This window comes from Alysiella filiformis (genome assembly GCF_014054525.1).
Lineage (GTDB): Bacteria > Pseudomonadota > Gammaproteobacteria > Burkholderiales > Neisseriaceae > Simonsiella > Simonsiella filiformis.
Window position 1 is genome coordinate 1,277,990 of the sequence record NZ_CP059564.1, and the last position, 24,249, is coordinate 1,302,238.

The following is a 24,249-nucleotide window of genomic DNA, read 5'->3' on the forward strand; positions in this document are numbered from 1 at the left end:
GTTTGATTCCTTATTGTTGGTTAAAAAAAATCATTTTTTGAATTTTAAGATAATTTCAATTCTATGGTGTCATCGCGCCATTTGCCTTTAAACAGCGATTGCAATTTTTGTGCGACAGGGCTGTTGTTTAAATGCGCTTTGGCTTGTGCCAAACGTTCGGCGGCAATGCGTTGGTTACGCATATTGGGGGTTTCTACGCCCATTTCAGGCTGCCACGCGGCGATTGCCACGCGCACTTCCTTGTGATAAGCATGCGACAAAGCCTGTTCAATCCGTTTGATGTATTCGGTATTTTGTGCCGTTTTGTTGTCGGGCAAAGCCAAAGTTAAAGTGCAACCGTCCCAATCAAGCCAAGCCAAATGGCGCAACATCATTTGTGCAGCGCCCACTTCGGGCGCGATGTGGGAAGTGATGTGAAACCAATTTTCGCTTGCCCATTCGGGTGGGGGCAAGGTTGTTTTGGGTGGCGGTGTGGTTTCAGGCAGCGCGCTGGGCGGTGTGGTGGGCAAATTGTCAAAATCGTAATCGCCATAATAGGTTGGCTCATCGTCCCACGCGCGAGCGGACGTTTCGGGAGGCGTTGGACTGGGGGCAGCAAACCGTGTTTCGGCAGCCTGAACGGATTCGTCTTGCGAAACAATATTTTCGCTAGTCTGAATGGATTCATCTTGCGAAACAATATTTTCGGCAGTCTGAACGGATTCATCTTGCGAAACAATATTTTCGGCAGTCTGAACGGATTCATCTTGCGAAACCACATTTTCGGCAATCTGAACGGATTCGTCTTGCGAAACAATATTTTCGGCAGTCTGGACGGATTCGTCTTGCGAAACCACATTTTCGGCAGCCTGAACGGATTCATCTTGTGAAACAACACTTTCGGCAGTCTGAACGGATTCATCTTGCGAAACAATATTTTCGGCAGCCTGAACGGATTCGTCTTGCGAAACAATATTTTCGGCAGCCTGAATGGATTCGTCTTGCGAAACAATATTTTCGGCAGTCTGAACGGATTCGTCTTGTGAAACCACATTTTCGGCAGCCTGAATCGCCTTGCTGCTCCGCCTGATTTCTTGCGGAGAAGGTGGGGGCAATTCGCTTTGATTAAAGGTTTTTTTGACGATTTCATCGTTTTTCAGGCTGCCTGAAACGGTTTTTTCGGCAATGGGCGGCGATTTGGCGGTTTCGCTTTCGGGCAAACTGTGCAGTTGCGTGCCTTCAATGGTGGCGTTGTGGGGCGTGCTTTTCGCGGCAAAGGGCGCAAACGCCAACATGCGCAACAGCGTCATCACAAAACCTGCGTACTCATCGGGCGCGAGCGGCAAATCGTTTTTGCCATGAATAACACATTGATAGTACAACTGAATTTGTTCATCGCTGAAATATTGCGCCAAATGCAACAGGCGTTCGCGTTCGGGGTCATCGTGTTCTATGGCAGACGGCACGGTTTTCAATAGCGCAAGTCTTTGTAATAACATGGCTAAATCGTTCAACGAGCTGTCAAAACCGATGGCGTTGGCGGACATTTCTTGTGCTTTGGCGATGAGATTTTCGCCATCTTGTTCCATCAAAAAGGTTAATAATTCATACAGATAGCGTTTGTCCACCGCGCCTATCATGTCGCGCACATCGTGTTCTTGCACGCTGCCTGAACCCATGGCGATGGCTTGGTCAAGCAAACTCAAGGCATCGCGCATGGAGCCTTGCGCGGCGCGTCCCAAAAGTGCCAAAGCGGCAGGTTCGTACACGATTTGTTCGGTTTTCAAAACGTGTGCCAAATGTTCGGCAACCTGTTGCGCGGTCATATTGCGTAAAACGAATTGCAAACAACGGCTTAACACGGTAATGGGGACTTTGTGTGGGTCGGTGGTTGCCAAGATGAATTTGACGTGTTCGGGCGGCTCTTCCAGCGTTTTGAGCATGGCGTTGAACGCGGATTTGGAGAGCATATGCACTTCGTCAATGATGTACACTTTGTATTTGCCCACGGTGGGGGCGTATTGGGCGTTTTCCAGCACTTCGCGTATGTTGTCTATGCCTGTGTTGCTGGCGGCATCGATTTCCAGCAAATCCACAAATCGCCCTGCATCAATGTCGCGGCACGATTGGCACACGCCACAGGGTTCACCGTGATTGGGGGTTTCGCAGTTGAGGCTTTTGGCTAAAATGCGGGCGATGGTGGTTTTGCCCACGCCGCGCGTGCCTGTGAGCAAATAGGCGTGGTGCAAACGCCCTTTGTCCAGCGCGTTTTGTAGGGCTTTGACAACGTGTTGTTGTCCAACCAAATCGGCAAAGGTTTTGGGTCGCCATTTGCGGGCGAGAACTTGATAGGCGGTCATGGTGGTATCGTCAAAATAAAGTAACGTGAGTTCGGGATAAAAATCATTGATAAATTTAAGTAACTTTAACTCCCTCTCCCTTTGGGAGAGGGCTGGGGAGAGGGTTGCTGTTCAACAAGCCCTCTCTCCAACGCTTTCCCATAGGGAGAGAGCTGGTTTGTTGGCAAATTGCCAGTTACTTATCCCGAATTTACGTTAAAGTAGGGTGGCTTACGGTTTCAGGCTGCCTGAAACGCCAAAATCATCAAGCAAAAATCAATTCGGCATTCATAATTTCGCGGTCGTGTGGGTGTGGCGACAGCACAAAACCCAATTTTAACGCCAATTTTTGCATGGCTTCATTTTCTTGCAAAATTTCGGCACGAATGCGTTTAAAGCCTTGTTTTTGGGCGTGTTCGGTGATTTTGCCCAGCAGCAATGTGCCTACGCCTTGTCCTTGTAAATGGTCGGCAATGCTGATGCCAAATTCGCAACTTTCGCCATGGTCATCGGCAACATAATTTGCCATTGCCAATGGGTTTAAGGTGGCATCGTGCAAAATCAGGGCAAATTCGCGTTGGTAATCGGGGTGGCTTAATTGTGCCAACAAAGCGGGCGGCAATTTGCTGTTTTTGCTCATAAAACGATAATAGCGGCTGGTTTCGCTTTGTTCGGCAACAAAGCGTTGCAACAGGCTTGCGTCTTCGGGGCGAATGGGGCGCAGGGTTACGGTTTCGCCATTTTTCAACACGATATGTTGTTCATATTCATGCGGATAGGGCGCAAACGCATTCAGGCTGCCTGAAACGCTGTTGGGGTCTTGCAAATTCAATTTCACATCGCGGCACACAATGCCCCGTTTCACATCGTGCAACACATCAATGTGGGTGCTTTGAATTTCAGGCAGCCGCGACAAAATATCTGCCGTATTGAGCAACCAATCTTGCCACACGATAACGGGCAAACCCAAATAATTCAACGCTTTTGCCACAATTTCAGGTGTGAGTGGCGGCAGCAAAGGCAAAGTTTTGTGGCGCGTGAGCAGCGTGAAAATCTGCCCAAAATGCGCTTGCGTGTCCCATTGCACAATCAGGGTGCTGTCGTGGTTTTTTTTGGAGGCGGTTTGGTTTTCCAAATTCAGGGCGGCGAGAAAATGCGCCACATTCGCCTTGCTGGTTGGCAGCACCGACATGGGCAGCACGGTACGCAAATGTTTGTGCAACTCGCCAGCCGCCGCAGCCGCATACGCATAATCGTGAAACGCCCCCACGCGATGACGCTGCTGTTGATGTTGGCGATAATGATTCAGTTGCGACAGGGCGTGCAAAGCGTGTTCAGGCTGCCTGAAATGCAAATTTTGGTGTTGATTGAAAATGTGGCGCACTTCTGGCGTGTCTGCGCTGCCCAACCACACCAGCACCAAAGGTTTGCGCGATTGGCTTTGCAGCTCGGCAACCATTTTGGCAACCCTTTGATTGTCTGAATGATTCAATCCCGCATACATCAAAAACACCGCATCGGTGTGTTCATCTTGCAGTAATTGCGACACGGCTGCCTGAAACACGCTGGGTGCGCTGTCGGCAGGCAAATAAAGCGGATTGAAACCCTCGGGTTTGTGCGGCAACATTTTGGCAAGCGCACGGCTGGTTGCCACCGCAATTTGCGTCAAAACCAAATCGGTATGCGGCAAACTTTTGAGCGTGAGTGCGCTGATTTGCGGTGTGTTGCTGATGATTGCCAGATTTTTGCCACGGCTGGCAATGCCCGTGTGTATCAATTTGGCGGCGGTAAAAAATTGCGTGAGTGTGTTTACAGTTAAAATGTGGTGGCGTTCAAGTGCTTGTTCAAAAAGCATTTCTTGATATGCGTCAGGCAGGGTAGTCAAAACCACCACGGGTTTCAAACGGGCGGCGGTTTTGAGTGCGCTCAACAATTCACGCGCATTGTCCAACACGCTGATGTGAATGAGTAAGGCGGTGGTATCCGATTCGCTGGCAATAAAATCAATCACTTGACCCGTACTAACAGGATAAGTGTGCGGATTGAGCGTGATAAAACGGCTGAATACAATGCCCCGTTCCGCCGAATAACTTTGCATGCAATCGGCAATGCTCCCCGATTGCCCAACATAGGCGCAGGCTTTCATCGGTGCAGCCTGAAACCAGCCCATCAAACCCATGGTGGGCATGGCAAGCAAATGCACGCCTAATTTACGCGCTTGTTCGGCAGCACGTTCCAATTTGCTGCGAATGGCATTGTTGGGTTGTTCAATGTCATTGATGAAGATGATGTTTTTGACTTTGTGTTTGGCGGCTTCGCGCACAATGCCACCGATTTTATCGGCAGACAAAATCACGATTGCCATATCGGTGTGCCATTCTGCCACCGCATCGCCCAAACTTTCGTATGATTTGCGCCCCCCCACCATTTTGTGGCTCGGATTCACAGGCACAATCACAGGCGCAACCGCCTGCGCCAACAAATGCGTGAACACCGCTCGCCCCGTGCTGCCATAGCGGTCAGACGCGCCAATCACCGCAATGGATTGCGGACGAAACAACAATTCAAGTTGATGTGGCATAGGGTTTCCTTTTCAATGGTGGGGATTGAGAACCTGCAAAATCAAGCCATCAATCTGACGAACACAGTGGCTTATTCCGACAAATCTTCTTCTTCAATTTGCACATCGCCCAACAAACCGATATAAATTTTGGGCGAACCAAAAGCAGGATAAGTTTCAAAATCCACACGAAAACTGCGTTCGGGTAGCTGGTTTGCATTGATGGCTTGCCAATTTTCGCACACCGCATAATTTTGTGGCGCAACCCACACATCATCGGCATGTTCAGGCAGCGCAAAATCGGTGGACACCAATTTGCCTGCCAGCATTTTCACGTTTTCATCATCAAGATATTGATAAATCACATAAATGGTGGTGCTGAATGCCACCAAATGCAAATCGGCTGCCTGAAAACGCTGTTTCAATGTTGCCGCAAAATTTTGGCAATCGGAACGTGGCACGGTTTCGCTTACACCTGCCACACGAAAAATCGGTAAAGTTGTGGTATTCATGATGATTTTCCAATCAAAAATTCAGCAGCAGCCAGCGCAATAAACGCGGCAACCACACATAAGCGTTGATGACATACAAAAATTGCCACAGCAAACACAGCAACACACCCACCTGAATTTGCGGCAAACTGAATATCCGTGCCGATTCGCCCAGCATTTTGCGGTGCAAAACAAACAGCAACATCAACAAAAATTGCGTGCCATACCAAAAAATTGGGTCAAGCGCATACATGGCAAACAATTTGGCAGGCAACATTGCCGCGTAGCCTTGTGGATAAGTCCACCACGTTAGCGCAACCAGCATGCCAAACGCCAAGTGCATACACAAACCCGTAATTGCCAACAAATTCAAATACGCCCCCACTTGGGGTGTGTGCCACGTTGCCTTGCGTTCAGGCAGCCTGAACGTGCTGTTGAGAAAGAAAAAAATGCTGCCCATAAACACATAAAAATGCGCCAAATACAAATTAAACGGCTGCGTTATCCCCAAAACACGCGGCAACACGCTGCCTGAAAACAAACCCAGCACCAACCAAATCGCCACCGCAAACCACAGCCAATTAAATTGATGTTGGCGCAAAGTTTGCACGAAAAAAATGAACACAAATAAACAAATGATTAAAAATGGAAAATCCAACATTGCTTTTATTGCTCCAAGAATAATCGCCATTATAAATGATACCGCACCTGTTCCCTGAAATTTTGGCAGCCTGAACATTCAATCATCGCCATCAGCAAAAAATTTTTGCCATAAAACCAAAATCAGAACAAACAAACCAAGCAGTATGGTTCTCAAAGATGAAGAATATGCTTTGTGATTTTCTTCTTTTATCTGATTGATTCTTTTTAATATTTCTTCATCTTTCATTTGATAAGATGCAATCAAGCGATTTTCATCATACAGTTCAGCGTGGGTTAAAAAATGGTATGCACCACTTGGATAATCCCAACTTACCAATCCCAAGTTTTTAATCTCAAAAGACATTTCGCTGTGTTCAGGATAATTGCCGCACAATTCACGGTAGCAATACACTTCATACATTCCAATATTTTTATTGGAAATAATGAGATAAGAGCCATATCCACTTTTATGCATTTTGCGCCAAGTTAAAGTGGCTTGGGCTGTTGGGGCTTTGATGATATTTGGCTCAACCGATTTTCTTTCATCAGACAAAAATAAGAAACCCGACAAAACAATCAATAAGCTCACAAACGCAAACATGAGAACAGGGCGTGAAACGCGCGACATATCTTTTTCCTAAATTTTTCAGGCAGCCTGAAATCTTTACAAAACCTACTTTTAAACTGATGTAGAGGCGGATTTCATATCCGCCTCTTTTCAATTTATGTAAAAATAGGACAAGTGTAGCAACTGTATTTTTAACCTCGTCAGGTAAAAATACAAAAAACGTTAAGCCAAAGCGATATTGTCGCGCATCATCGCGTTTAAAATCGTCAGCAATTTGTGCATACACGCATTGATTGCCACTTTGTAAGGCTTCCCCTTACCCAGTAAATGTTGATAAAACGCCTTAATGCGCGGTTCAAAACGTACTGCGACCACAGTAGCCATATACAGCGTTTTGCGAACCACCGCTCGTCCACCAAAGCAACGGCTTTTGAATTTTATCGTACCGCTCTGTTTAGGGTGTGGCGCTACACCAACCAAACTGGCAATTTTCTTGTGCGACACCTTGCCCAATTCAGGCAGCATAGACAGCAAAGTGGCACTGGTTAGCGTACCTACACCTTTGATTTTCTGAATCAATTGGGCTTTGTCGCCAAAATGAGTTTGGTTATGGTCATCGATTTGCTTTTCCAAATCGTCAATCAGTTGGGTCAAATGAGCTATCATTTGTTCAACACTTTTGACCTGACTGATATGCACTTGTTCCAAACGGTTTTTTTCAGCCGTTCGCATATCCACCAACTGATTGCGCCGATTGAGCAATGCTTCAAGCACTTCTTCGGCTTCGCTGGGCGGTTGATACAGCAAAGTAGGCAAATCTGCACGTTGCGCCATCATTTGTGCGTAAAAGGCAAGCATTTTGGCGTCTTTGGCATCGGTTTTGGTCAAAGATTGTGATTGGGCAAACTGGTGGGTTTGACGCGGATTAGCAATTATCACATCAATGCCAGCACCATGAAGTGCTTTGGCAAGTGGGATTTCCAAACCACCTGTACTTTCCAAAACCACCAGTTGAACCTGATGTTTTTTAAGGTATTCAATGGCATGGTTAAAGCCTTTGGGGTTGTTGGTTTCGGTTTTGGTTTTGGTTTTGTGTAAAGACGAAATGCCGATAACGAAGTTTCGTTTGGCAACATCAATGCCACCGCAATTTGTGATTGGGGTACTCATCATAAACCTGCCTTGCATTCGGTTGTGTTTTCTGGCAACTGTTCGGTTGTGTTGATGGGTGCTTATCTGCTCTCAAAGCTACGCTGCGAGTGCATACTTGGCTCTTGGGTGCAAACGAGATACAGATAAGCTGATTGGTTGCTATGGTACATTGGTTTTAATATACAAGGGTGCAACTTGTTGCACCATTTTCCTGATAAAACATGGATTTGGTGCAACAAGTTGCACCCTACATAGCGTCCCAAAAATAAAAATTTCTGCAAGTCTAAACAGGGAAAATATGAAATCTGCCCTTGCGAACCGAGTTTTGCAAAAGTTTCAGCCTGAAAACGGAATTTTCCATTTTCAGGCTGCCTGAACATTACTACAACATCATTTCGCCAATTTCTCTTTGCGTTCAGCAAGCCAATGTTCCAAATAATGAATGCTCACACCGCCTTCCACAAAGCCCTTGTCGCAAAACAAATCGCGGTGCAAAGGCGCATTGGTTTTAATGCCCGTAATCGCCAACTCATTCATCGCCACCAGCATTTTCGCAATCGCTTGACGGCGTGTTTTGCCGTGTACGCAAATTTTGCCGATTAAGCTGTCGTAATTCGGTGGAATTTTGTAGCCTTGATAAATGTGGCTGTCCACACGCACACCCAATCCACCGGGCAAATGACACGATTCAATCGTACCAGGGCTGGGAATGAAATTGTAGGGGTCTTCCGCATTGATGCGGCATTCAAAAGCATGACCTTCCAACACAATATCGTCTTGCGTGTATTGCAAAGGCAAACCAGCCGCCACGCGCAATTGTTCTTGCACAATGTCCACGCCCGTAATCAGTTCAGTAACGGGGTGTTCCACCTGCACGCGCGTGTTCATTTCAATAAAGAAAAACTCGCCATCTTCATACAAAAATTCAAACGTACCCGCACCGCGATAGCCAATGCGTTTACACGCTTCCGTACAAGCCGTGCCGATTTTTTCGCGTTCTTCGGGCGTGATGAATGGAGCAGGGGCTTCCTCAATGATTTTTTGGTGGCGGCGTTGCATGGAGCAGTCGCGTTCGCCCAAATAAATCGCGTTGCCGTGTTCGTCTGCCAGCACCTGAATTTCAATGTGGCGCGGTTTTTGCAAAAAGCGTTCCATGTAAACCATGGGGTTGCCAAAGGCAGCTTGTGCTTCCGCTTTGGTCATTTCCACCGATTTAAGCAAATCTTCTTTTTTCTCAACCACGCGCATACCGCGACCGCCACCGCCACCCGACGCTTTGATAATCACAGGAAAACCGACTTTATCGGCAATTTTCAAGATTTCATCGGGATTATCAGGCAGCGCACCGTCCGAACCAGGCACGCAAGGCACACCAGCCGCAATCATCGCATGTTTGGCAGACACCTTGTCGCCCATCAAACGAATCGTATCTGCTTTGGGGCCGATGAAAATAAAGCCTGAATTTTCAACCTGTTCGGCAAAATTGGCATTTTCCGCCAAAAAGCCATAACCAGGGTGAATGCCATCCGCGCCCGTCACTTCGGCAGCCGCGATGATGGACGGAATGTGCAAATAACTTTGTGGGCTGGGCGCGGGTCCAATGCACACCGATTCATCGGCTAATTTAACGTGCAGGCTGTCGCGGTCGGCTTCGGAATGCACCGCCACAGTAGCAATGCCCATTTCACGGCAAGCGCGGAGTACGCGCAAAGCAATTTCGCCACGATTGGCAATTAACACTTTTTTTAGCATCTTTAATTTCCTTTTTTGGAAAACCTTAATAATCAAAATTCCAGTTTTCTTGATATTCTGGATTGTTGATGATTTGAAGATAAGTTTTACGGAGATTTTGATTCTTTATGTTGTAAATAGATTGACATTTGTACACAACATCAAAATAGCCATTAAAATTTTTATATTTAAATTTTTTTTTGTGAAATTTGTTAAGTTCCTGCTTTAACTCATCATGTCCTATCAATCTTGGAAATAATGCTTTTCCAAAATTAAAAGAATTAACATAAACATGGCTCATCGTTTCAGGATAAGGAACTAAATTATCCATACAATATGATAATCCTAAAAAAGCAAAATCTTCAAAAGTATCTTTATCGTATTTTTTTAATTTAAGTTTAACTTTCTGAACCATTTGGCTATGACGTTTTGCCATTTCTAAATTAAAGCGTTCCTGCTCCGTTAATTTGGTATTTTGTGCCATTACCTGAAATGAACTGCATAATGCGACAATAGATAACAAATACAGCAGTTTTTTCATTCTATGAATTCCCATAATTCCCAAAAGTGAGCTGACTTTGCTGCACTTAAATATATAACTTATGTTCACCACTCATAACATAGCTCTCGCTAATTTAACGTGCAGGCTGTCGCGGTCGGCTTCGGAATGCACCGCCACAGTGGCAATGCCCATTTCACGGCAAGCGCGTAACACACGCAATGCAATTTCGCCACGATTGGCAATTAACACTTTTTTTAACATATTGATTTCCTTTTGTGGAAATGCGTGAAGTGGGATTAAAACCACTATTATTTAATTAAAAGAATTGTATATTTTTCAGGCTGCCTTCCATCAAAATGTAGGGTGCGCCATGCGCACCAAAATTTTCACATATTTGTGGTTAAATCGGTGCGCACGGCGCACCCTACTTTTTTCAGGCAGCCTGAAAACCTTATTATTCAATGATAAACAAAGGTTCGCCAAATTCCACAGGTGTACCGTTTTCCACCAAAATTTCTTTGATGACACCCGATTTTTCTGCTTCAATCTCGTTCATCAACTTCATGGCTTCAATAATGCACAAAGTCTGCCCTTCTTTTACGGTCTGACCCACTTCCACAAAAGCGGCGGCGGTGGGGCTGGGGGCGCGGTAGAATGTGCCAACCATGGGCGATTTTTGTGCAGACGATAAATCACGCGCAGCAGGGGCGGCTGGTGCAGCCGCCGCTTGAACGGGGGCAGCAGCTTGTGGTGCAGGCGCGGCAGTCTGAACGGGCGCAGGCGCATACACGGTTTGCACCGCAGGCGCGGCTACCGAACGTGTGATGCGGACTTTCTCTTCGCCTTCGGTTACTTCAATTTCGGCAATGCCTGATTCTTCAACCAAATCAATCAGTTTTTTCAGTTTGCGTAAATCCATTTTATCAATGTCCTGTTAATTTAAATCGTTTAAAATGTGAAATGTGTCAAAAATAAATGGTTTCAGGCAGTCTGAAACCGAAAAATTGGGATTGAATAGCCATTTCAATAAAAGTGATTTTGGCGAATTTGCGCGTAAAAGTCCAGCAAAATCTGCCAAATTCATTCAAATGGTACGTAAAATCGCATTTACAATTTTGCCCAAAATCGCTTATAGATTGATTGTTCTTGTATTTTTATTCTAGCTGGGCATTTTGCGTTTGGGCGCGCTGGGCAAAAAAAGCCGTTTCAGGCTGCCTGAAAAAGGGGGCATTTGTGATAAAATCCGCCCCCAATTTCATTCTTTTCACACTTTTCGGCGAACAATCATGCAACAAGACAAAATCCTGATTCTGGACTTCGGCTCGCAAGTTACCCAACTCATTGCCCGCCGCGTCCGCGAAGCCCACGTTTACTGCGAATTGCACCCCTACGATATGCCTTTAAGCGAAATTAAGGCATTCAATCCAAAAGGGATTATTCTTTCAGGCAGCCCGCAATCGGTTTACGATGACGCAAATTACCATGCCGATATTGGCTTGTTTGACTTGGGCGTGCCTGTGTTGGGGATTTGTTATGGTATGCAATTTATGGCGCACCATTTGGGCGGCGAAGTGGCGGCAGGCAACCAGCGCGAATTTGGTTACGCCCAAGTGCAAACCATTGATTCAAAATTAACCAAAAACATTTTTGATGAACAAGCCAACACTTTGGACGTGTGGATGAGCCATGGCGATAAAGTCGTGAAGCTGCCTGAAAACTTCCAAATCATCGGCAAAACCGATTCTTGCCCCATTGCGATGATGGCAAACGAAGCCAAACAATTTTACGGCATTCAATTCCACCCCGAAGTTACCCACACCAAGCAGGGTAAAGCCTTGATTAACCGATTTGTTTTGGAAATTTGTGGCGCAAACCCAAGCTGGACGATGCCCAATTACATAGACGAAGCCGTTGCCAAAATCCGCGCCCAAGTCGGTTCGGACGAAGTGATTTTGGGCTTGTCGGGCGGTGTGGATTCCAGCGTAGCGGCAGCCTTGATTCATCGCGCGATTGGCGACCAGCTCACTTGCGTATTCGTAGACCACGGATTATTAAGGTTAAATGAAGCGGAAAACGTGATGACCATGTTCGCCAAAAACTTGGGCGTGAAAGTGATTCATGTGGACGCAAGCGAACAGTTTATGAGCAAACTGGCTGGTGTTACCGACCCCGAACGCAAACGCAAAATCATCGGTGCAGAATTTATTGAAGTCTTTGACGCAGAAGAGAAAAAATTGACCAATGCCAAATGGTTGGCACAAGGCACGATTTATCCCGATGTGATTGAATCGGCTGGCGCGAAAAACAGCAAAGCCCACGCGATTAAATCGCACCACAACGTAGGCGGGCTGCCTGAAAACATGAAATTGCAACTGCTTGAACCCTTACGCGATTTGTTCAAAGACGAAGTGCGCGAATTGGGTGTGGCATTGGGTTTGCCACGCGAAATGGTGTACCGCCACCCCTTCCCTGGTCCAGGTTTGGGCGTACGCATTTTGGGCGAAGTGAAACGCGAATATGCCGATTTGTTGCGCCGTGCCGATGACATTTTCATTCAAGAATTACGCAATACTTTCAATGAGAAAGGCGAATCGTGGTACGATTTGACCAGCCAAGCCTTTGCGGTGTTTTTGCCTGTGAAATCGGTGGGCGTGATGGGTGATGGGCGCACTTATGATTATGTGGTCGCGCTCCGTGCGGTGGTAACCAGCGATTTTATGACGGCACATTGGGCGGAATTGCCATACAGTTTGCTGGGCAAGGTTTCCAATCGCATTATCAATGAAATCAAAGGGATTAACCGCGTGGTGTACGATGTGAGCGGTAAACCGCCTGCCACGATTGAGTGGGAATAAGCCATAACAATATTTCAGGCAGCCTTTCAGTACACGACAAAAATCTTTCAGACTGTCTGCAACCTGTCCCCTCCCCTGCTGGCGGGGGAGGGGGCAGGTTTGTGGCAATATCAAAAAATGTCGTGTACTGAAAGGCAGCCTGAAAATCCATTCAGGCTGCCTGAAAACATCAAATCACAGCAAAATCACAAATTCGCGGCTTTGCGCAAAATTTCCGCTTTGTCGGTTTTTTCCCAAGTGAACTCGGGTTCTTCGCGACCGAAATGTCCGTAGGCGGCAGATTTGCGATAAATGGGGCGCAACAAATCCAACATTTGAATGATGCCTTTGGGGCGCAAATCAAAGTGTTCGCGCACCAAAGCAATCAATTCTTGTTCGTTCAATTTGCCTGTGCCAAAGGTGTCAATCGCGATGGAAGTGGGTTCGGCAATGCCAATCGCGTAGGAAATTTGGATTTGGCATTGGCTCGCCAAACCTGCTGCAACAATGTTTTTCGCCACATAGCGACCTGCGTAGGCGGCAGAACGGTCTACTTTGCTGGGGTCTTTGCCTGAAAATGCGCCGCCACCGTGTGGGGCTGCGCCGCCGTAGGTATCCACAATGATTTTGCGACCCGTTAAGCCACAATCGCCATGAGGACCACCGATGACAAATGTGCCTGTTGGGTTGATGAAATATTTGGTTTCGGGTGTGATTAAATCGGCTGGCAACACGGGGAAGATGATGTGTTCTTTAACCGCCGCCACCAAATCATCGTAGGCAATGCTTTCATCGTGTTGGGTGGACAATACAACCGTGTCAATGCGTTTGACGCGACCTGTTTCGCTGTCGTAGGCGACGGTCAGTTGGGCTTTGGCATCGGGGCGCAACCATGGCAACAAGCCGCTTTTGCGGACTTCGCTTTGGCGTTGCATCAGGCGGTGGCTGTAATAAATGGCAAAGGGCATGAGTGTGGGCGTTTCATCGCAAGCGTAGCCAAACATCAAGCCTTGGTCGCCTGCACCTTGGTTCAAATCCAAGCCTTCGCCTTCGTTCACGCCTTGGGCGATGTCGGGTGATTGTTGTCCGTAGTTCAGCACCAATTTGAAGGTGTCGGCGGCAAAGCCCAAGCTGGGGTCGTTGTAGCCGATTTGACGCACGGTTTCGCGCGCGATTTTTTCGTAATCCACTTGGGCGGTGGTGGTGATTTCGCCTGCCAACACGCACAAATCGGTGGCAACCAAGGTTTCGGCAGCAACACGCGCTTTGGGGTCTTGGGCAAAAATCGCGTCCAAAATGGCATCGGAAATTTGGTCGGCAACTTTGTCGGGGTGTCCTTCGGATACGGACTCTGATGTGAATAAATATTCGCTCATAAAATCAATTCTTTCTTTGAAGGGAAAAGTGGGTTTCAGGCAGCTTATTCATCTTTTGTGGGATACGCAAGGCTGCCTGAAAAACAAACCGTGCCATTTTAACATTTCACTTGATTGGTTTGCATGATTTTTATGATAAATACAAACAAATGTTTTTTGCGTTAAAATGGGATTTTTGTATCACCTCTCTATTTTATGTTAAAACTGATATTTCAAATACTTGCCCATATTCCCCTGCCGATTTTGCACATTTTGGGCAATGTGTTGGGTTGCGTGATGTATGCCTTTGCCACCGCCGAACGCAAACGCATTCGCCAACATCTTCGCATTGCCCAGTTGCCCAGCAACAACAAAATGGTGCTGCGCGTGTGCCAAGAAACGGTAAAAAGCGGCTTGGAATTGCCCCTTGCTTTTTTCAGGCAGCCTGAACACATTGTGTCGCTGTTTAAGCAGGTTCATGGTTGGCAACACATTGAACATGCGTTAAAAAATCAACAAGGCTTGCTGCTGATTACCCCACACATCGGCAGCTACGATTTGGCTGGACGCTACATCAGCGAACATTTGCCGTTTCCGCTTACGGCAATGTACAAACCGCCTAAAATCAAGGCTTTGGATAAAATCATGCAAGCAGGTCGCGTGCGCGGCAAGGGCAAAACCGCCCCCACCAGTTTGCAAGGCGTGAAACAAATCATGAAAGCCCTACGCGCGGGCGAAGCCACCATCGTGTTGCCCGACCACGTTCCCAATCCCCAAGATGGCGGCGAGGGGGTGTGGGTGGATTTTTTCGGTCAATCGGCTTACACCATGACGCTGGCAGGCAAATTGGCAAACATGAACAATGTGCAAACGCTGTTTTTTGTGGGCGAACGTTTGCCGCAGGGAAAAGGGTTTGCCTTGCACATTGAGCCGCTTTCAGGCAGCCTGAATGGGGAAAAAAGCCACGATGCGCGTTTGATGAACGACAACGTGGCACATTGGGTCAAACGTTTTCCGCAGCAATACTTGTTTGCCTACAACCGCTACAAACACCCATGGGGCGCACCCAACCGCCCAGAATGATTTTCAGGCAGCCTGAACGGCAATTCAGGCTGCCTGAAACCCTATTTTTCAATGATTAAAGGAAAAAATCATGCCGCTCAATCTTTCTGCTTTCCAAAAACATTTTCACCAAAATCAAGATTTCAGTGCTTACGAAGCCCTAGCCACTTGGCTGTCGCCTTTGGCGGAAGTGGACGGCGATTTGCCGCAACGCATTTTGCAGTATATTTTTTCAGGCGAAAATTCCGAAATTTTGCAAGAACTACCCCAAAGCCGAAAAAATCATTACCCCATTTACCGTTTTTTGGGTGTGCCAAGTCTGACCAGCTTACCCCGTTTTGATAATCAAGAAAATGAAGAAGAGAAAAAACGCGCAGATTTGCACACATTGCGTTTCAAACAACTGTATCCGCACTTATTTACCCATTTTTCTTTGGCACAAATCACGCGTTACAGCGAATTTTTATTCGCAATCAATCCATTAGAAAACGATATGACAAGGCATTTCGCCCCCAATGCGCCTGTGCCTTACTTATATTTATTGATTGACGCTTTAATTTATACGCGCCGAAAAGACGTTTACGGTCATACCCCATTTTCGCAAGCCGAATTGCCCGATTGGACACATGAAAATCTGCTCGCCTTATTAAAACATCAAGGCATTGAAAATCCAAAAGAAGTTTTATTGGAAACATGGTTTGAACGTCAAAATTTGAAGTCGTGGCAATCTACGGGCTGGAATACGCATGGCTCTGAAAACTTGCGCGTTTTATTTGAATTTCCCGACACCCAAGCATTTTTTGAACAAAATCTGAATTTGGTCAGAAAAAAATTGGGCGAATTATCGGTTAATGCGCGGCAAGTTTTTTTAAACCATTTTCCCAATAGCCAAGAAATCGCCTTTATCCAAAAATACCCTTTCTTTTTCACGGATTTGGCTGTGAGCAAAGACAAAGAAATCCGCCAACAAGTCGTGCCATTGTTAAGCCATTTGGACAATGAAACCGTACAAAACGGCTTGCGCGAACACCTGTTTCACGGCAACAGTAACCAGCGCAAAATCGCCATTGAAGTATTGGAAAAAGTGTGTACGGACAACATTCCCCTTTTGGAACAAGCCTTGTCGCAAGAAAAATCCAAGTCCATTCAACAACTTTTGCAAAGCGCATTGCAAAGGTTGAATATGGCTGTGTCCAGCGAAAATGCGTTGGCTGATTTGCCCATTCCGCCATTTCAAGCGATTGAAGTGCAAGCAATTTCTGATGATTTTGCCGATGTTTTGGTGGCGAGTTTTCAGGAAATTTTTGCGCAAAAACACCGTGCTGCCGAACTGGAAGCAGAACGTTTGGGCGACAGCACTTATTCTTATCGTGAGAAACGGCGCGAATACGAAAAATGGGCAGAAATTCAGCAGCCTGAAATTGCCGCGCAAGCAATCATCAACCATTTGAATTTAAAACAAAAATGTGAAAATGATGACATCACGCGCCTTTTACCCGATTGGCTGAAACACAAAAAAATTTTGCAAAAACGCCCTGAATTTAATCTCTTGCACGCTTTGGCTGTGCATCAAGGCGCGCAATATGGCATTTTCTATTTTATGAATTTTTTGACTGTCGAAAATGTGCAACACATTGATTTGCGCCAATTATTTGAAGCCATGCAACGCCTTGAATACAAAGTAACAAAACGAGATTTGGCGGAAATTTATTTAAAAGAAAAATCGTATTCTAATGATTTCAAAAAATTTTTCAGGCAGCCTGAACAAGTTTACCCATTCTTTTTGGAAAACATGGATTTTTTGCGCGAAGCCTTTGGTTTGATTCCGCCGCAAAACGAAGCAGCCAAAGCCGAATTCAGCGCCGATGCCGCGCTGACTTTGTTGCACGATTATTTCCCCAGTTTGCCCAATGAATTGCATACTGTGGTTTTGCCTTTGGCTTTGGGTTCGCGCAAGGTTCAGCGTTTGCAAGCTCAAGATTTGTTGGCAAAAATCCCCAATGTGCATTTGATGGCGATTGCCGAATTGCAAAACAGTCAGCAAGAAAAACGTGTGTTGGCGGCGGATTGGTTGGGGCGTTTGGGCAATCGTGAAGCGGTTCAGCCTTTGTATGAATTGTTGAAAAAAGAGAAAAAAGAATTGGTTATCGCGCAAATTTTGACCGCTTTGGAAAAATTGGGCGAAGACATTTCCGCCTATTTGACCCCGCAAGCCTTGCAAAAAGACGCGGAAAAAGGTTTGAAAGGCAAATTGTCGCCCAGTTTTGAATGGTTTAATTTGGCGAATGTGCCAGCCGCAAAATGGCAAAATGGTGAAACGGTTGAGCCGTGCATTGTTCAATGGTGGTTTGTGCTGGCTGAAAAATTGAAAGACCCGAAACCGAATCCATTATTGAATATTTATTTGAATTTATTGGACAATCATAGCCGCGAGAAAATTGGTGAATACGCTTTGACGCAATTCATTGCCCACGATACTTTGAAATTTGATGCTTATGAGGCGCAAGTTTATGCCAAAGCCAATGTGGATAGACGCTTGTATGAATATCAACGAGGATATTATGGCGTTGAAAAAGAAGAATTGACCGAAGCCGAAGTAGAGCAAGAATTATTCAATGAACGCAAAAACGCTTTTGTCGGCTCCAACATCAAAAGCAAGGGCATGTTGGCATTGGCAAATGCCTGTTCGGGTGCGGCGGCGGCGAAAATGTTGCGCGATTTTACCAAGAAACATTATGCACGCCGCGCGCAAATTCAGGCGATGTTGTTGGCGTTTTCGGAAAGCAATCATCATGCCATTATTCAATTTTTATTGAGCATTGCCAGACGTTATCGCGTGGCAGGCATTCAGGCAGAAGCCAAAGCGATGATTGAAGCCATCGCCGAACGCAACGGCTGGACAGCAGACGAATTAGCCGACCGCAGCATGCCCAGCGCGGGTTTGGACGAACAGGGTTTCTTGCATTTGGATTACGGTTCGCGCCAATTTTGCGCTTATGTGGATGCGAAAGACAAATGGGTTTTGCAAGATGAAAATGAAAATGTGATTAAAGCGTTACCTGCGCCACGTCAAAGCGATGACGCGGATTTGGTCAAAGAAGCCAAATCGGCATTGAGCAATGCCAAAAAAGAATGGAAACAAACGCTTGAATTACAGACAGTCCGTTTGCACGAAGCGATGTGTTTGCAACGCACTTGGACGAGCGCGGATTGGCAAACTTATTTGTTGGCACACCCGATTATGCGCCGTTTGGTCAGCCGTTTGGTTTGGTTGGAAGTAGATGAAAATAATGAAATTCTTCAATCATTCCGCCCCGAAGAAGACGGCATGTTGTTGAACGCAGACAATGATGAAATTGAATTGCACGAACATTCACGCATTCAAATTGCCCATCGTGTTTTGTTAGATGAAACGCAAGTCAATGAATGGAAAACGCATTTTCAGGATTACAAATTGGCATTTTTGTTCCCACAAATGACGCATGCTTTGCCCAAATTCGCCCATGATGACACGTTGATTGGCGACAAAATGGGCTTTACAACTGACACGTTTACCTTGCGTGGCGTGGCGGCACAACTGGGTTATCAACGCGGCGAAATTGGCGACGGCGGCGGTTTTGACACCTATTTGAAAGCATTTGGCGAACATTGGACGGCGTACATTTCATTTTCAGGCAGCTCTGTGCCCGAAAACAATATTCCAGCCGTGTTGCACGATTTGTTTTTTAAACAAAATGGGTCAAGTGAAACGGTGGCTTTGTCGGAAGTGCCGCGCGTTTTGTTGGCGGAAACCTATGCCAATTATGTAACTGTGGCGAGCGCGGCAAGCCATTTTGATGCGAAATACAAAAGATAAATCCTTTTCAGGCTGCCTGTTTATTTCAGGCAGCCTGAAACACGCTTGTCCAATCAAAATCAAGATATTACAATCCCCAACACGCCATTTCAAACAAAGAGAAACGCCATGCAAGCCCTAACCCCCGAACAAATCACGGCACTCGCCCCAGACGAAGGCTCCGTGAAAGCCGCCAAAAACCTTGTCAGCACATCAAAATGGACGCTGCTCGCCCACAACGACCGCGCCCTATGGGGCTTGTGTCAAGGCAGTGGCAAAAATCCCTACCAAACCGCCATTGACATGAGCGAACCCGCGTTCAAATGCTCTTGTCCTAGCCGAAAATTTCCGTGTAAACATGCACTTGCCCTACTGTTTATGCACGCACAACACGGCGCACAATTCCAAAACGACACGCCCCCAGATTGGCTTGCCGAATGGTTGGACAAACGCGCCCAAAATGCCGTCAAAAAAGCCGCCAAAGCCGAAACCGTCCCCGACCCAGTCGCCCAACAAAAACGCCAAAACGCCCGCTTGCAAAAAGCCACAGACGGCTTGGCAGATTTGCGTTTGTGGCTGGACGATATGTTGCGTAATGGCTTGATTTCGTGGAAAAACGAAGCACAAGAGCGTTGCCGCGAACTCGCCAAACGCATGATAGACGCGCAAATGCCCGCCTTGTCTGGCGCGGTTGCACAATTGGCGGACACACCGTCTGAACGGCAAGATGTGTTGTTGCACCGATTAACCAAATTGAGTTTACTGGAACAAAGTTTCCAAAATATCAATCAATTACCCCAAAATTGGCAAGCCGAAATTTTGGCGCGACTCGGTTTCCCCATCGCCAAAGAAACCGTGTTGGCAAACACCCCTGTTATGGATATTTGGCAACACATCGGCACCACCCATCACACGCTGGAACGCGGTGAAAGCCACACCCATTGGCTCTGCGGTTTGGGGACGGGACAATTTGCCTATCTGCTTGATTTTACGATACAAGGTGCGCCAGCCACTGTGCCCAGTGTGTTGCAAGGCGGCACTTATGCAGGCGAATTGTGTTTTTACGATGGCGTGCAACAAAAACGCGCATTATCAAAAACTTGGGAACTTTTGGACACCGCGCCGCCCATTTCAGGCAGCCTGAACATCGCCCAAGCGTGGGAAATGGCACACAGCGCGTTTGCCGACAATCCGTTTTTGACGGTTCAGCCGATGGCGTTGGCGCAAGTGAATTTGTGGCGCGATGGCGAAGCGTGGGCGTTGAGCGATGGCGCAAGCATGTTGCCGCTTGAATTGTCGGAAACGCAACTGCGCCGCGTGTTGGCGCACACGGCTGGCGCGGATTTTATGGCGTTTGTGTTGCGCGATTTTGAGTTTGGCGAAACGCGATTGTTGGCGGTGCAGAATGGGGCTGGCAGCCTGAATATTGTGGTTGGATGATTTTTTAAATTTAGGATTTTAATTATGAAAAACTTGTGGATATGGTTGAAAAAACAATTTGGTTTGACTGATGAACTTGATATTAAAATAGACTGGGAGTGTATTCCATTTATGGTTCATGATGATGTTATCTCTAGTGAAGTTTTAAATGATTATAGAAAACTTTGGCAATTTTTAGATGAACATTTTGCCAATCCTAAAATGCACATTTCATTTGCTGATGGACATGTAAAAAGTTGTTATATGATAAAAGATTATGAATATTTTTTAAATAAAAATGGCATTGAACCTAATATTTTAAAAATAAATAGCCCTTTTTTATTGAATAAAATTAGCTTTCGTTATTTCTTAAATTTGAGTAATGATAATATGAGTTCACCAATTTATTCACCAAATGGCGAAGATATTTATTTTTTGAATGCTCAAATTATTTTTGATGAAAATTTAGATAGTTTTGAGCATATATTTATGAATGATGAAAATCAAGCGTAGTCGCGTAGGGTGCGCCATGCGCACCAATTGACTGAAATAATTAAATATTGTGAAAATTCGGTGCGTGATACGCACCCTACGAAACTTTTCAGACTGCCTGAAAAGCGCACCCAAATCATCAAAAAAATTGGGCAATTCGGTGCGTGGTACGCACCCTACATTGAAAGGATAACCCCATGAAAAACCTACTGAATACCGCCTTATTGGGAACCGCCAAACAGCCCATGCCCGATTTTTTCGCGCAATCGGCTTTGCAACACGCGCAACACATCGCGGGCGCGTTGCCCATGCCGCTTGGCGCGACTTTTCAGCGCGTAGCGACCGCACCGCACGACCCCACGCCCGTTTTGCCAGACGCGGCGGCGCGGATTTTGGCGATTTGGTTGGCGCAAAAACACGATTATTTGATTGAATTTGCAATGAAAAAAATGGCGGAACGCGGTTTCAGGCTGCCTGAAAAATTGTTGCCGCAAATCCCTGAAAAGACTTTTCCCGATGAAATCATTTTGGGTGAATTTGGCAAATGGCTGAACGCGCAAATTCAGTCTAATCAAACCATTGAAAATACAGAAGAAAACGATTGGACTTTATTGCCGCACGCACAACGCACCGCGTATTTGGCGAATTTGCGCCAACGCAATCCCCATGAAATGCGCGAACAATTATCCCAAATTTGGAAAACCGCGCCCGCCAATCAACGCACGGATTACATTGAATTATTTGCAGAAAATTTGTCGGCAAACGATTTGGATTTTCTCAATGCCGCTTTGAAAGACCGCAGTCAAAATGTGAAAGATGTGGCGCGAAAATGGCTTTTCAGGCTGCCTGAAAGCGAAATCGCGCAACAAAATATCCGTTTTTTGCGTGAAAGATTGTCTTTTCAATCAAATAAATGGGTGCAAACCGAACAGCCGTTCACGCCCGAAATGAAAGCGGCTGGCATAGACGAATTAAGCCCCAACAAACGCGAAAGCGACAGCTATTACCAATTGCGCCAACTGATTGAACGAATGTCTTTGCCGATGTGGTGCGTGTTTTTGGATTGTGATGAAAATCAAGCGGTTAAGGTTTTGGCAAATCATCTGCCTATGGCTTTGCATGATTATGATTGGATTGGCATGATTGACCATGTGGATTTTACTTATGAGATTGTTTCTAATAGAATTTCCAATGCTTCGGGCAAGGTATTTGCCAATAAAAAACACATTCCCAGCCATTTGGTTCAACATTTTTTGAATTTGCCTGATGATTATCGTGAGCGCATTTTTGAGCAATATGGTGTTGATTTGATGATTGAATATCCGAATTTTTGGCGCAATGGGGAAAATATTGCCGCGTTTAGTCCGCCATTTTCGGCATTTGTTTTGTTTAATGTGAAAAGAATGATGGAAATGACGCAGTCTTATTCGCAAGAGCCAGAGCGTTTGGCGGCAAGTTTGGCGAATACGCCCGAAGTCGCGCAGAAAATGCAGCAAATTGCCCAATATATTCAACGAGATGATTTTCCAGATTGGAAACGCGAGCATTATCAACAGCTTTGTGAACAATTTGAGCAACGTGTGGCGTTTGAAATGGCTTTGCAGGCTGCCTGAAAAGTTGTCGTGTATCAATTTGTTGAATTAAAATCGTAGGGTGCACATCACGCACCAAATCATTGAAATTTAATTGGAAAATATTATGTACTTTTGTCAATTCATCAAAGTGATTGCGAATAATACGGCAAAGAAAATTCCCAAAGAATATGGTCATCAACACATATTTTTGGCAACGATTGCACTTATGCCTTTGTATCTTGAAATTAAATCTTTGGATTTATGGGAAGAGGCGTGTCAAAACGCGCATATTGAGGCAGGTTATCAGCCCTTATCTGATGAAATGGAAAAGTTGATATACGATATTTTTGATTTTGCCAGAGTGAATTTATATTGTGCTTATGATAAAAATAATGCTGAAACGGAATGGTTAGAATTGAAAAATCAATTAATTAAACAAAATATCATTTTTCCTGATTATTATGATTTTAGTCATTGGTAATTGAAATTTTGTACAATCGGTGCGTGGTACGCACCCTACATTTTCAGGCTGCCTGAAACGAAGTTCAGCGTAGCTAAAAAATATTAACCCCAAAAACAAGGAAACCGCAAAATGTCCGAAATCCTACGCCAACATGCTGAACATCAGTTTGCCGAAGAATTACACGAATTAAAACAACAGGAAAGCCACCCCATTCCTGAAAATTGGCAACTTTCGCCCCAATCCGTTGTAACGTATTTAATGGGCGGCAAATTGAAAAATGGCTTTGAAATCAAACCGAAATACATCGGCAATCGCCGTTTAATGGAAATTGCCGTTGCCACGCTCGCCACCGACCGCGCTTTGTTACTCTATGGTCTTCCTGGCACGGCAAAAAGCTGGGTCAGCGAACACATCGCGGCGGCGGTGTCGGGCAATTCCACTTATGTGGTGCAAGGCACGGCTGGCACGGGCGAAGAAGCCATTCGCTACGGTTGGAATTACGCGGAATTGCTCGCCAAAGGTCCCAGCCAAAGCGCGTTGGTGGAAACACCCGTGATGCGCGCCATGCGTGAAGGCAAAATCGCGCGAATTGAAGAATTAACGCGCATCGGCTCGGACGTGCAAGACACGCTGATTACGATTTTGTCAGAAAAAACCTTGCCCGTACCCGAATTGAACAGCGAAATTCAAGCGGTGCGCGGTTTCAACGTCATCGCCACCGCCAACAACCGCGACAAGGGCGTGAACGAATTGTCCAGCGCATTGAAACGGCGTTTTAACACGGTGATTTTGCCTTTGCCCGCGACTTTGGCGGAAGAAACGGAAATTGTCCGCAGCCGCGTGGCAAGTTTCCAAACGGCAATGAAATTGCCTGCCGAAGCCCCAGCATTGGCGGAAATCAACCGCATTGTAACGATTTTCCGCGAATTGCGTGCAGGCGTAACCAGCGACAACAAAACGAAATTGAAATCGCCCACAGGCACTTTATCCACAGCCGAAGCGATTTCGGTGGTGAACAATGGCATGGCGTTAAGTGCTTATTTTGGCGATGGCAATTTGAACGCCAATGATTTAATCGCAGGGATTTTGGGCGCGGTCGTGAAAGACCCCGTGCAAGACAAAATCGTGTGGCAAGAATATTTGGAAACCGTTGTCAAACAACGTGATGATTGGAAAGACTTGTATCGTGCAGCGCGGGATATGTTGTGAATTTCAGGTAGCCTGAACAATCCGCTCATTCATTTTATTGAA

At 46.0% G+C, this 24,249-nt stretch carries 18 protein-coding genes and 1 pseudogene; 8 read left to right on the forward strand and 11 right to left on the reverse strand.

Annotated features, from left to right (window positions below; all coding sequences use genetic code 11):
• Positions 1 to 44: 44 nt before the first annotated feature.
• From dnaX to accB, 10 genes and pseudogenes are all read right to left on the reverse strand, one after another.
• Positions 45 to 2,339 (reverse strand): DNA polymerase III subunit gamma/tau, encoded by a 2,295-nt coding sequence (gene dnaX, locus H3L97_RS06355; protein WP_182073061.1) that lies wholly within the window; start codon positions 2,337 to 2,339, stop codon positions 45 to 47.
• 244 nt (positions 2,340 to 2,583) lie between these two features.
• Positions 2,584 to 4,899, reverse strand: a complete 2,316-nt coding sequence (locus tag H3L97_RS06360) for a bifunctional acetate--CoA ligase family protein/GNAT family N-acetyltransferase (RefSeq protein ID WP_097113591.1) — start codon at positions 4,897 to 4,899, stop codon at positions 2,584 to 2,586.
• A 71-nt stretch (positions 4,900 to 4,970) separates the two neighbouring features.
• Positions 4,971 to 5,390, reverse strand: coding sequence for a GyrI-like domain-containing protein (locus tag H3L97_RS06365; RefSeq protein ID WP_097113590.1), 420 nt, complete (start codon positions 5,388 to 5,390; stop codon positions 4,971 to 4,973).
• A 13-nt stretch (positions 5,391 to 5,403) separates the two neighbouring features.
• Positions 5,404 to 6,030, reverse strand: a complete 627-nt coding sequence (locus H3L97_RS06370; RefSeq protein WP_097113589.1) for a hypothetical protein — start codon at positions 6,028 to 6,030, stop codon at positions 5,404 to 5,406.
• A gap of 78 nt (positions 6,031 to 6,108) precedes the next feature.
• On the reverse strand, positions 6,109 to 6,639 hold the full coding sequence (locus tag H3L97_RS06375; RefSeq protein ID WP_097113588.1) for a hypothetical protein: 531 nt from the start codon (positions 6,637 to 6,639) through the stop codon (positions 6,109 to 6,111).
• Between the two features lie 162 nt (positions 6,640 to 6,801).
• Positions 6,802 to 7,767, reverse strand: a complete 966-nt coding sequence (locus H3L97_RS06380) for an IS110 family RNA-guided transposase (RefSeq protein WP_425321614.1) — start codon at positions 7,765 to 7,767, stop codon at positions 6,802 to 6,804.
• 354 nt (positions 7,768 to 8,121) lie between these two features.
• Positions 8,122 to 9,483 carry an acetyl-CoA carboxylase biotin carboxylase subunit gene (gene accC, locus H3L97_RS06385; protein WP_097113586.1) on the reverse strand — a complete coding sequence of 454 codons (1,362 nt, stop codon included), beginning with the start codon at positions 9,481 to 9,483 and terminating at the stop codon, positions 8,122 to 8,124.
• Between the two features lie 25 nt (positions 9,484 to 9,508).
• Positions 9,509 to 10,003, reverse strand: coding sequence for a hypothetical protein (locus tag H3L97_RS06390; protein ID WP_097113585.1), 495 nt, complete (start codon positions 10,001 to 10,003; stop codon positions 9,509 to 9,511).
• 87 nt (positions 10,004 to 10,090) lie between these two features.
• Positions 10,091 to 10,225, reverse strand: a pseudogene (locus H3L97_RS06395) (biotin carboxylase N-terminal domain-containing protein); the annotation flags it as partial.
• A gap of 193 nt (positions 10,226 to 10,418) precedes the next feature.
• Positions 10,419 to 10,883 carry an acetyl-CoA carboxylase biotin carboxyl carrier protein gene (gene accB / locus H3L97_RS06400; protein WP_097113583.1) on the reverse strand — a complete coding sequence of 155 codons (465 nt, stop codon included), beginning with the start codon at positions 10,881 to 10,883 and terminating at the stop codon, positions 10,419 to 10,421.
• Positions 10,884 to 11,250: 367 nt separating this feature from the next.
• Between accB and guaA the strand changes: the two genes are divergently transcribed.
• Positions 11,251 to 12,819, forward strand: coding sequence for a glutamine-hydrolyzing GMP synthase (gene guaA, locus H3L97_RS06405; protein WP_097113670.1), 1,569 nt, complete (start codon positions 11,251 to 11,253; stop codon positions 12,817 to 12,819).
• A 185-nt stretch (positions 12,820 to 13,004) separates the two neighbouring features.
• Here guaA and metK read toward each other — a convergent pair whose 3' ends face one another.
• Complete coding sequence (metK, locus tag H3L97_RS06410) at positions 13,005 to 14,174, reverse strand: methionine adenosyltransferase (RefSeq protein WP_097113582.1); 1,170 nt, start codon at positions 14,172 to 14,174, stop codon at positions 13,005 to 13,007.
• A 195-nt stretch (positions 14,175 to 14,369) separates the two neighbouring features.
• On the opposite strand from metK, the gene H3L97_RS06415 reads away from it, so the two are divergent.
• The 7 genes from H3L97_RS06415 (at position 14,370) to H3L97_RS06445 (ending at position 24,207) form a co-directional block, all read left to right on the forward strand.
• Positions 14,370 to 15,236 (forward strand): lysophospholipid acyltransferase family protein, encoded by an 867-nt coding sequence (locus tag H3L97_RS06415; protein WP_097113581.1) that lies wholly within the window; start codon positions 14,370 to 14,372, stop codon positions 15,234 to 15,236.
• Positions 15,237 to 15,306: 70 nt separating this feature from the next.
• Positions 15,307 to 19,071 (forward strand): DUF4132 domain-containing protein, encoded by a 3,765-nt coding sequence (locus tag H3L97_RS06420; protein WP_097113580.1) that lies wholly within the window; start codon positions 15,307 to 15,309, stop codon positions 19,069 to 19,071.
• A gap of 108 nt (positions 19,072 to 19,179) precedes the next feature.
• Positions 19,180 to 20,490 carry an SWIM zinc finger family protein gene (locus H3L97_RS06425; RefSeq protein WP_097113579.1) on the forward strand — a complete coding sequence of 437 codons (1,311 nt, stop codon included), beginning with the start codon at positions 19,180 to 19,182 and terminating at the stop codon, positions 20,488 to 20,490.
• Between the two features lie 24 nt (positions 20,491 to 20,514).
• On the forward strand, positions 20,515 to 20,982 hold the full coding sequence (locus H3L97_RS06430) for a hypothetical protein (protein ID WP_097113578.1): 468 nt from the start codon (positions 20,515 to 20,517) through the stop codon (positions 20,980 to 20,982).
• Positions 20,983 to 21,158: 176 nt separating this feature from the next.
• Positions 21,159 to 22,574, forward strand: a complete 1,416-nt coding sequence (locus H3L97_RS06435) for a DUF5691 domain-containing protein (protein ID WP_097113577.1) — start codon at positions 21,159 to 21,161, stop codon at positions 22,572 to 22,574.
• Positions 22,575 to 22,647: 73 nt separating this feature from the next.
• On the forward strand, positions 22,648 to 23,016 hold the full coding sequence (locus H3L97_RS06440) for a hypothetical protein (protein WP_143269094.1): 369 nt from the start codon (positions 22,648 to 22,650) through the stop codon (positions 23,014 to 23,016).
• Between the two features lie 111 nt (positions 23,017 to 23,127).
• Positions 23,128 to 24,207 carry an ATP-binding protein gene (locus tag H3L97_RS06445; protein WP_097113575.1) on the forward strand — a complete coding sequence of 360 codons (1,080 nt, stop codon included), beginning with the start codon at positions 23,128 to 23,130 and terminating at the stop codon, positions 24,205 to 24,207.
• Positions 24,208 to 24,249: the final 42 nt, after the last annotated feature.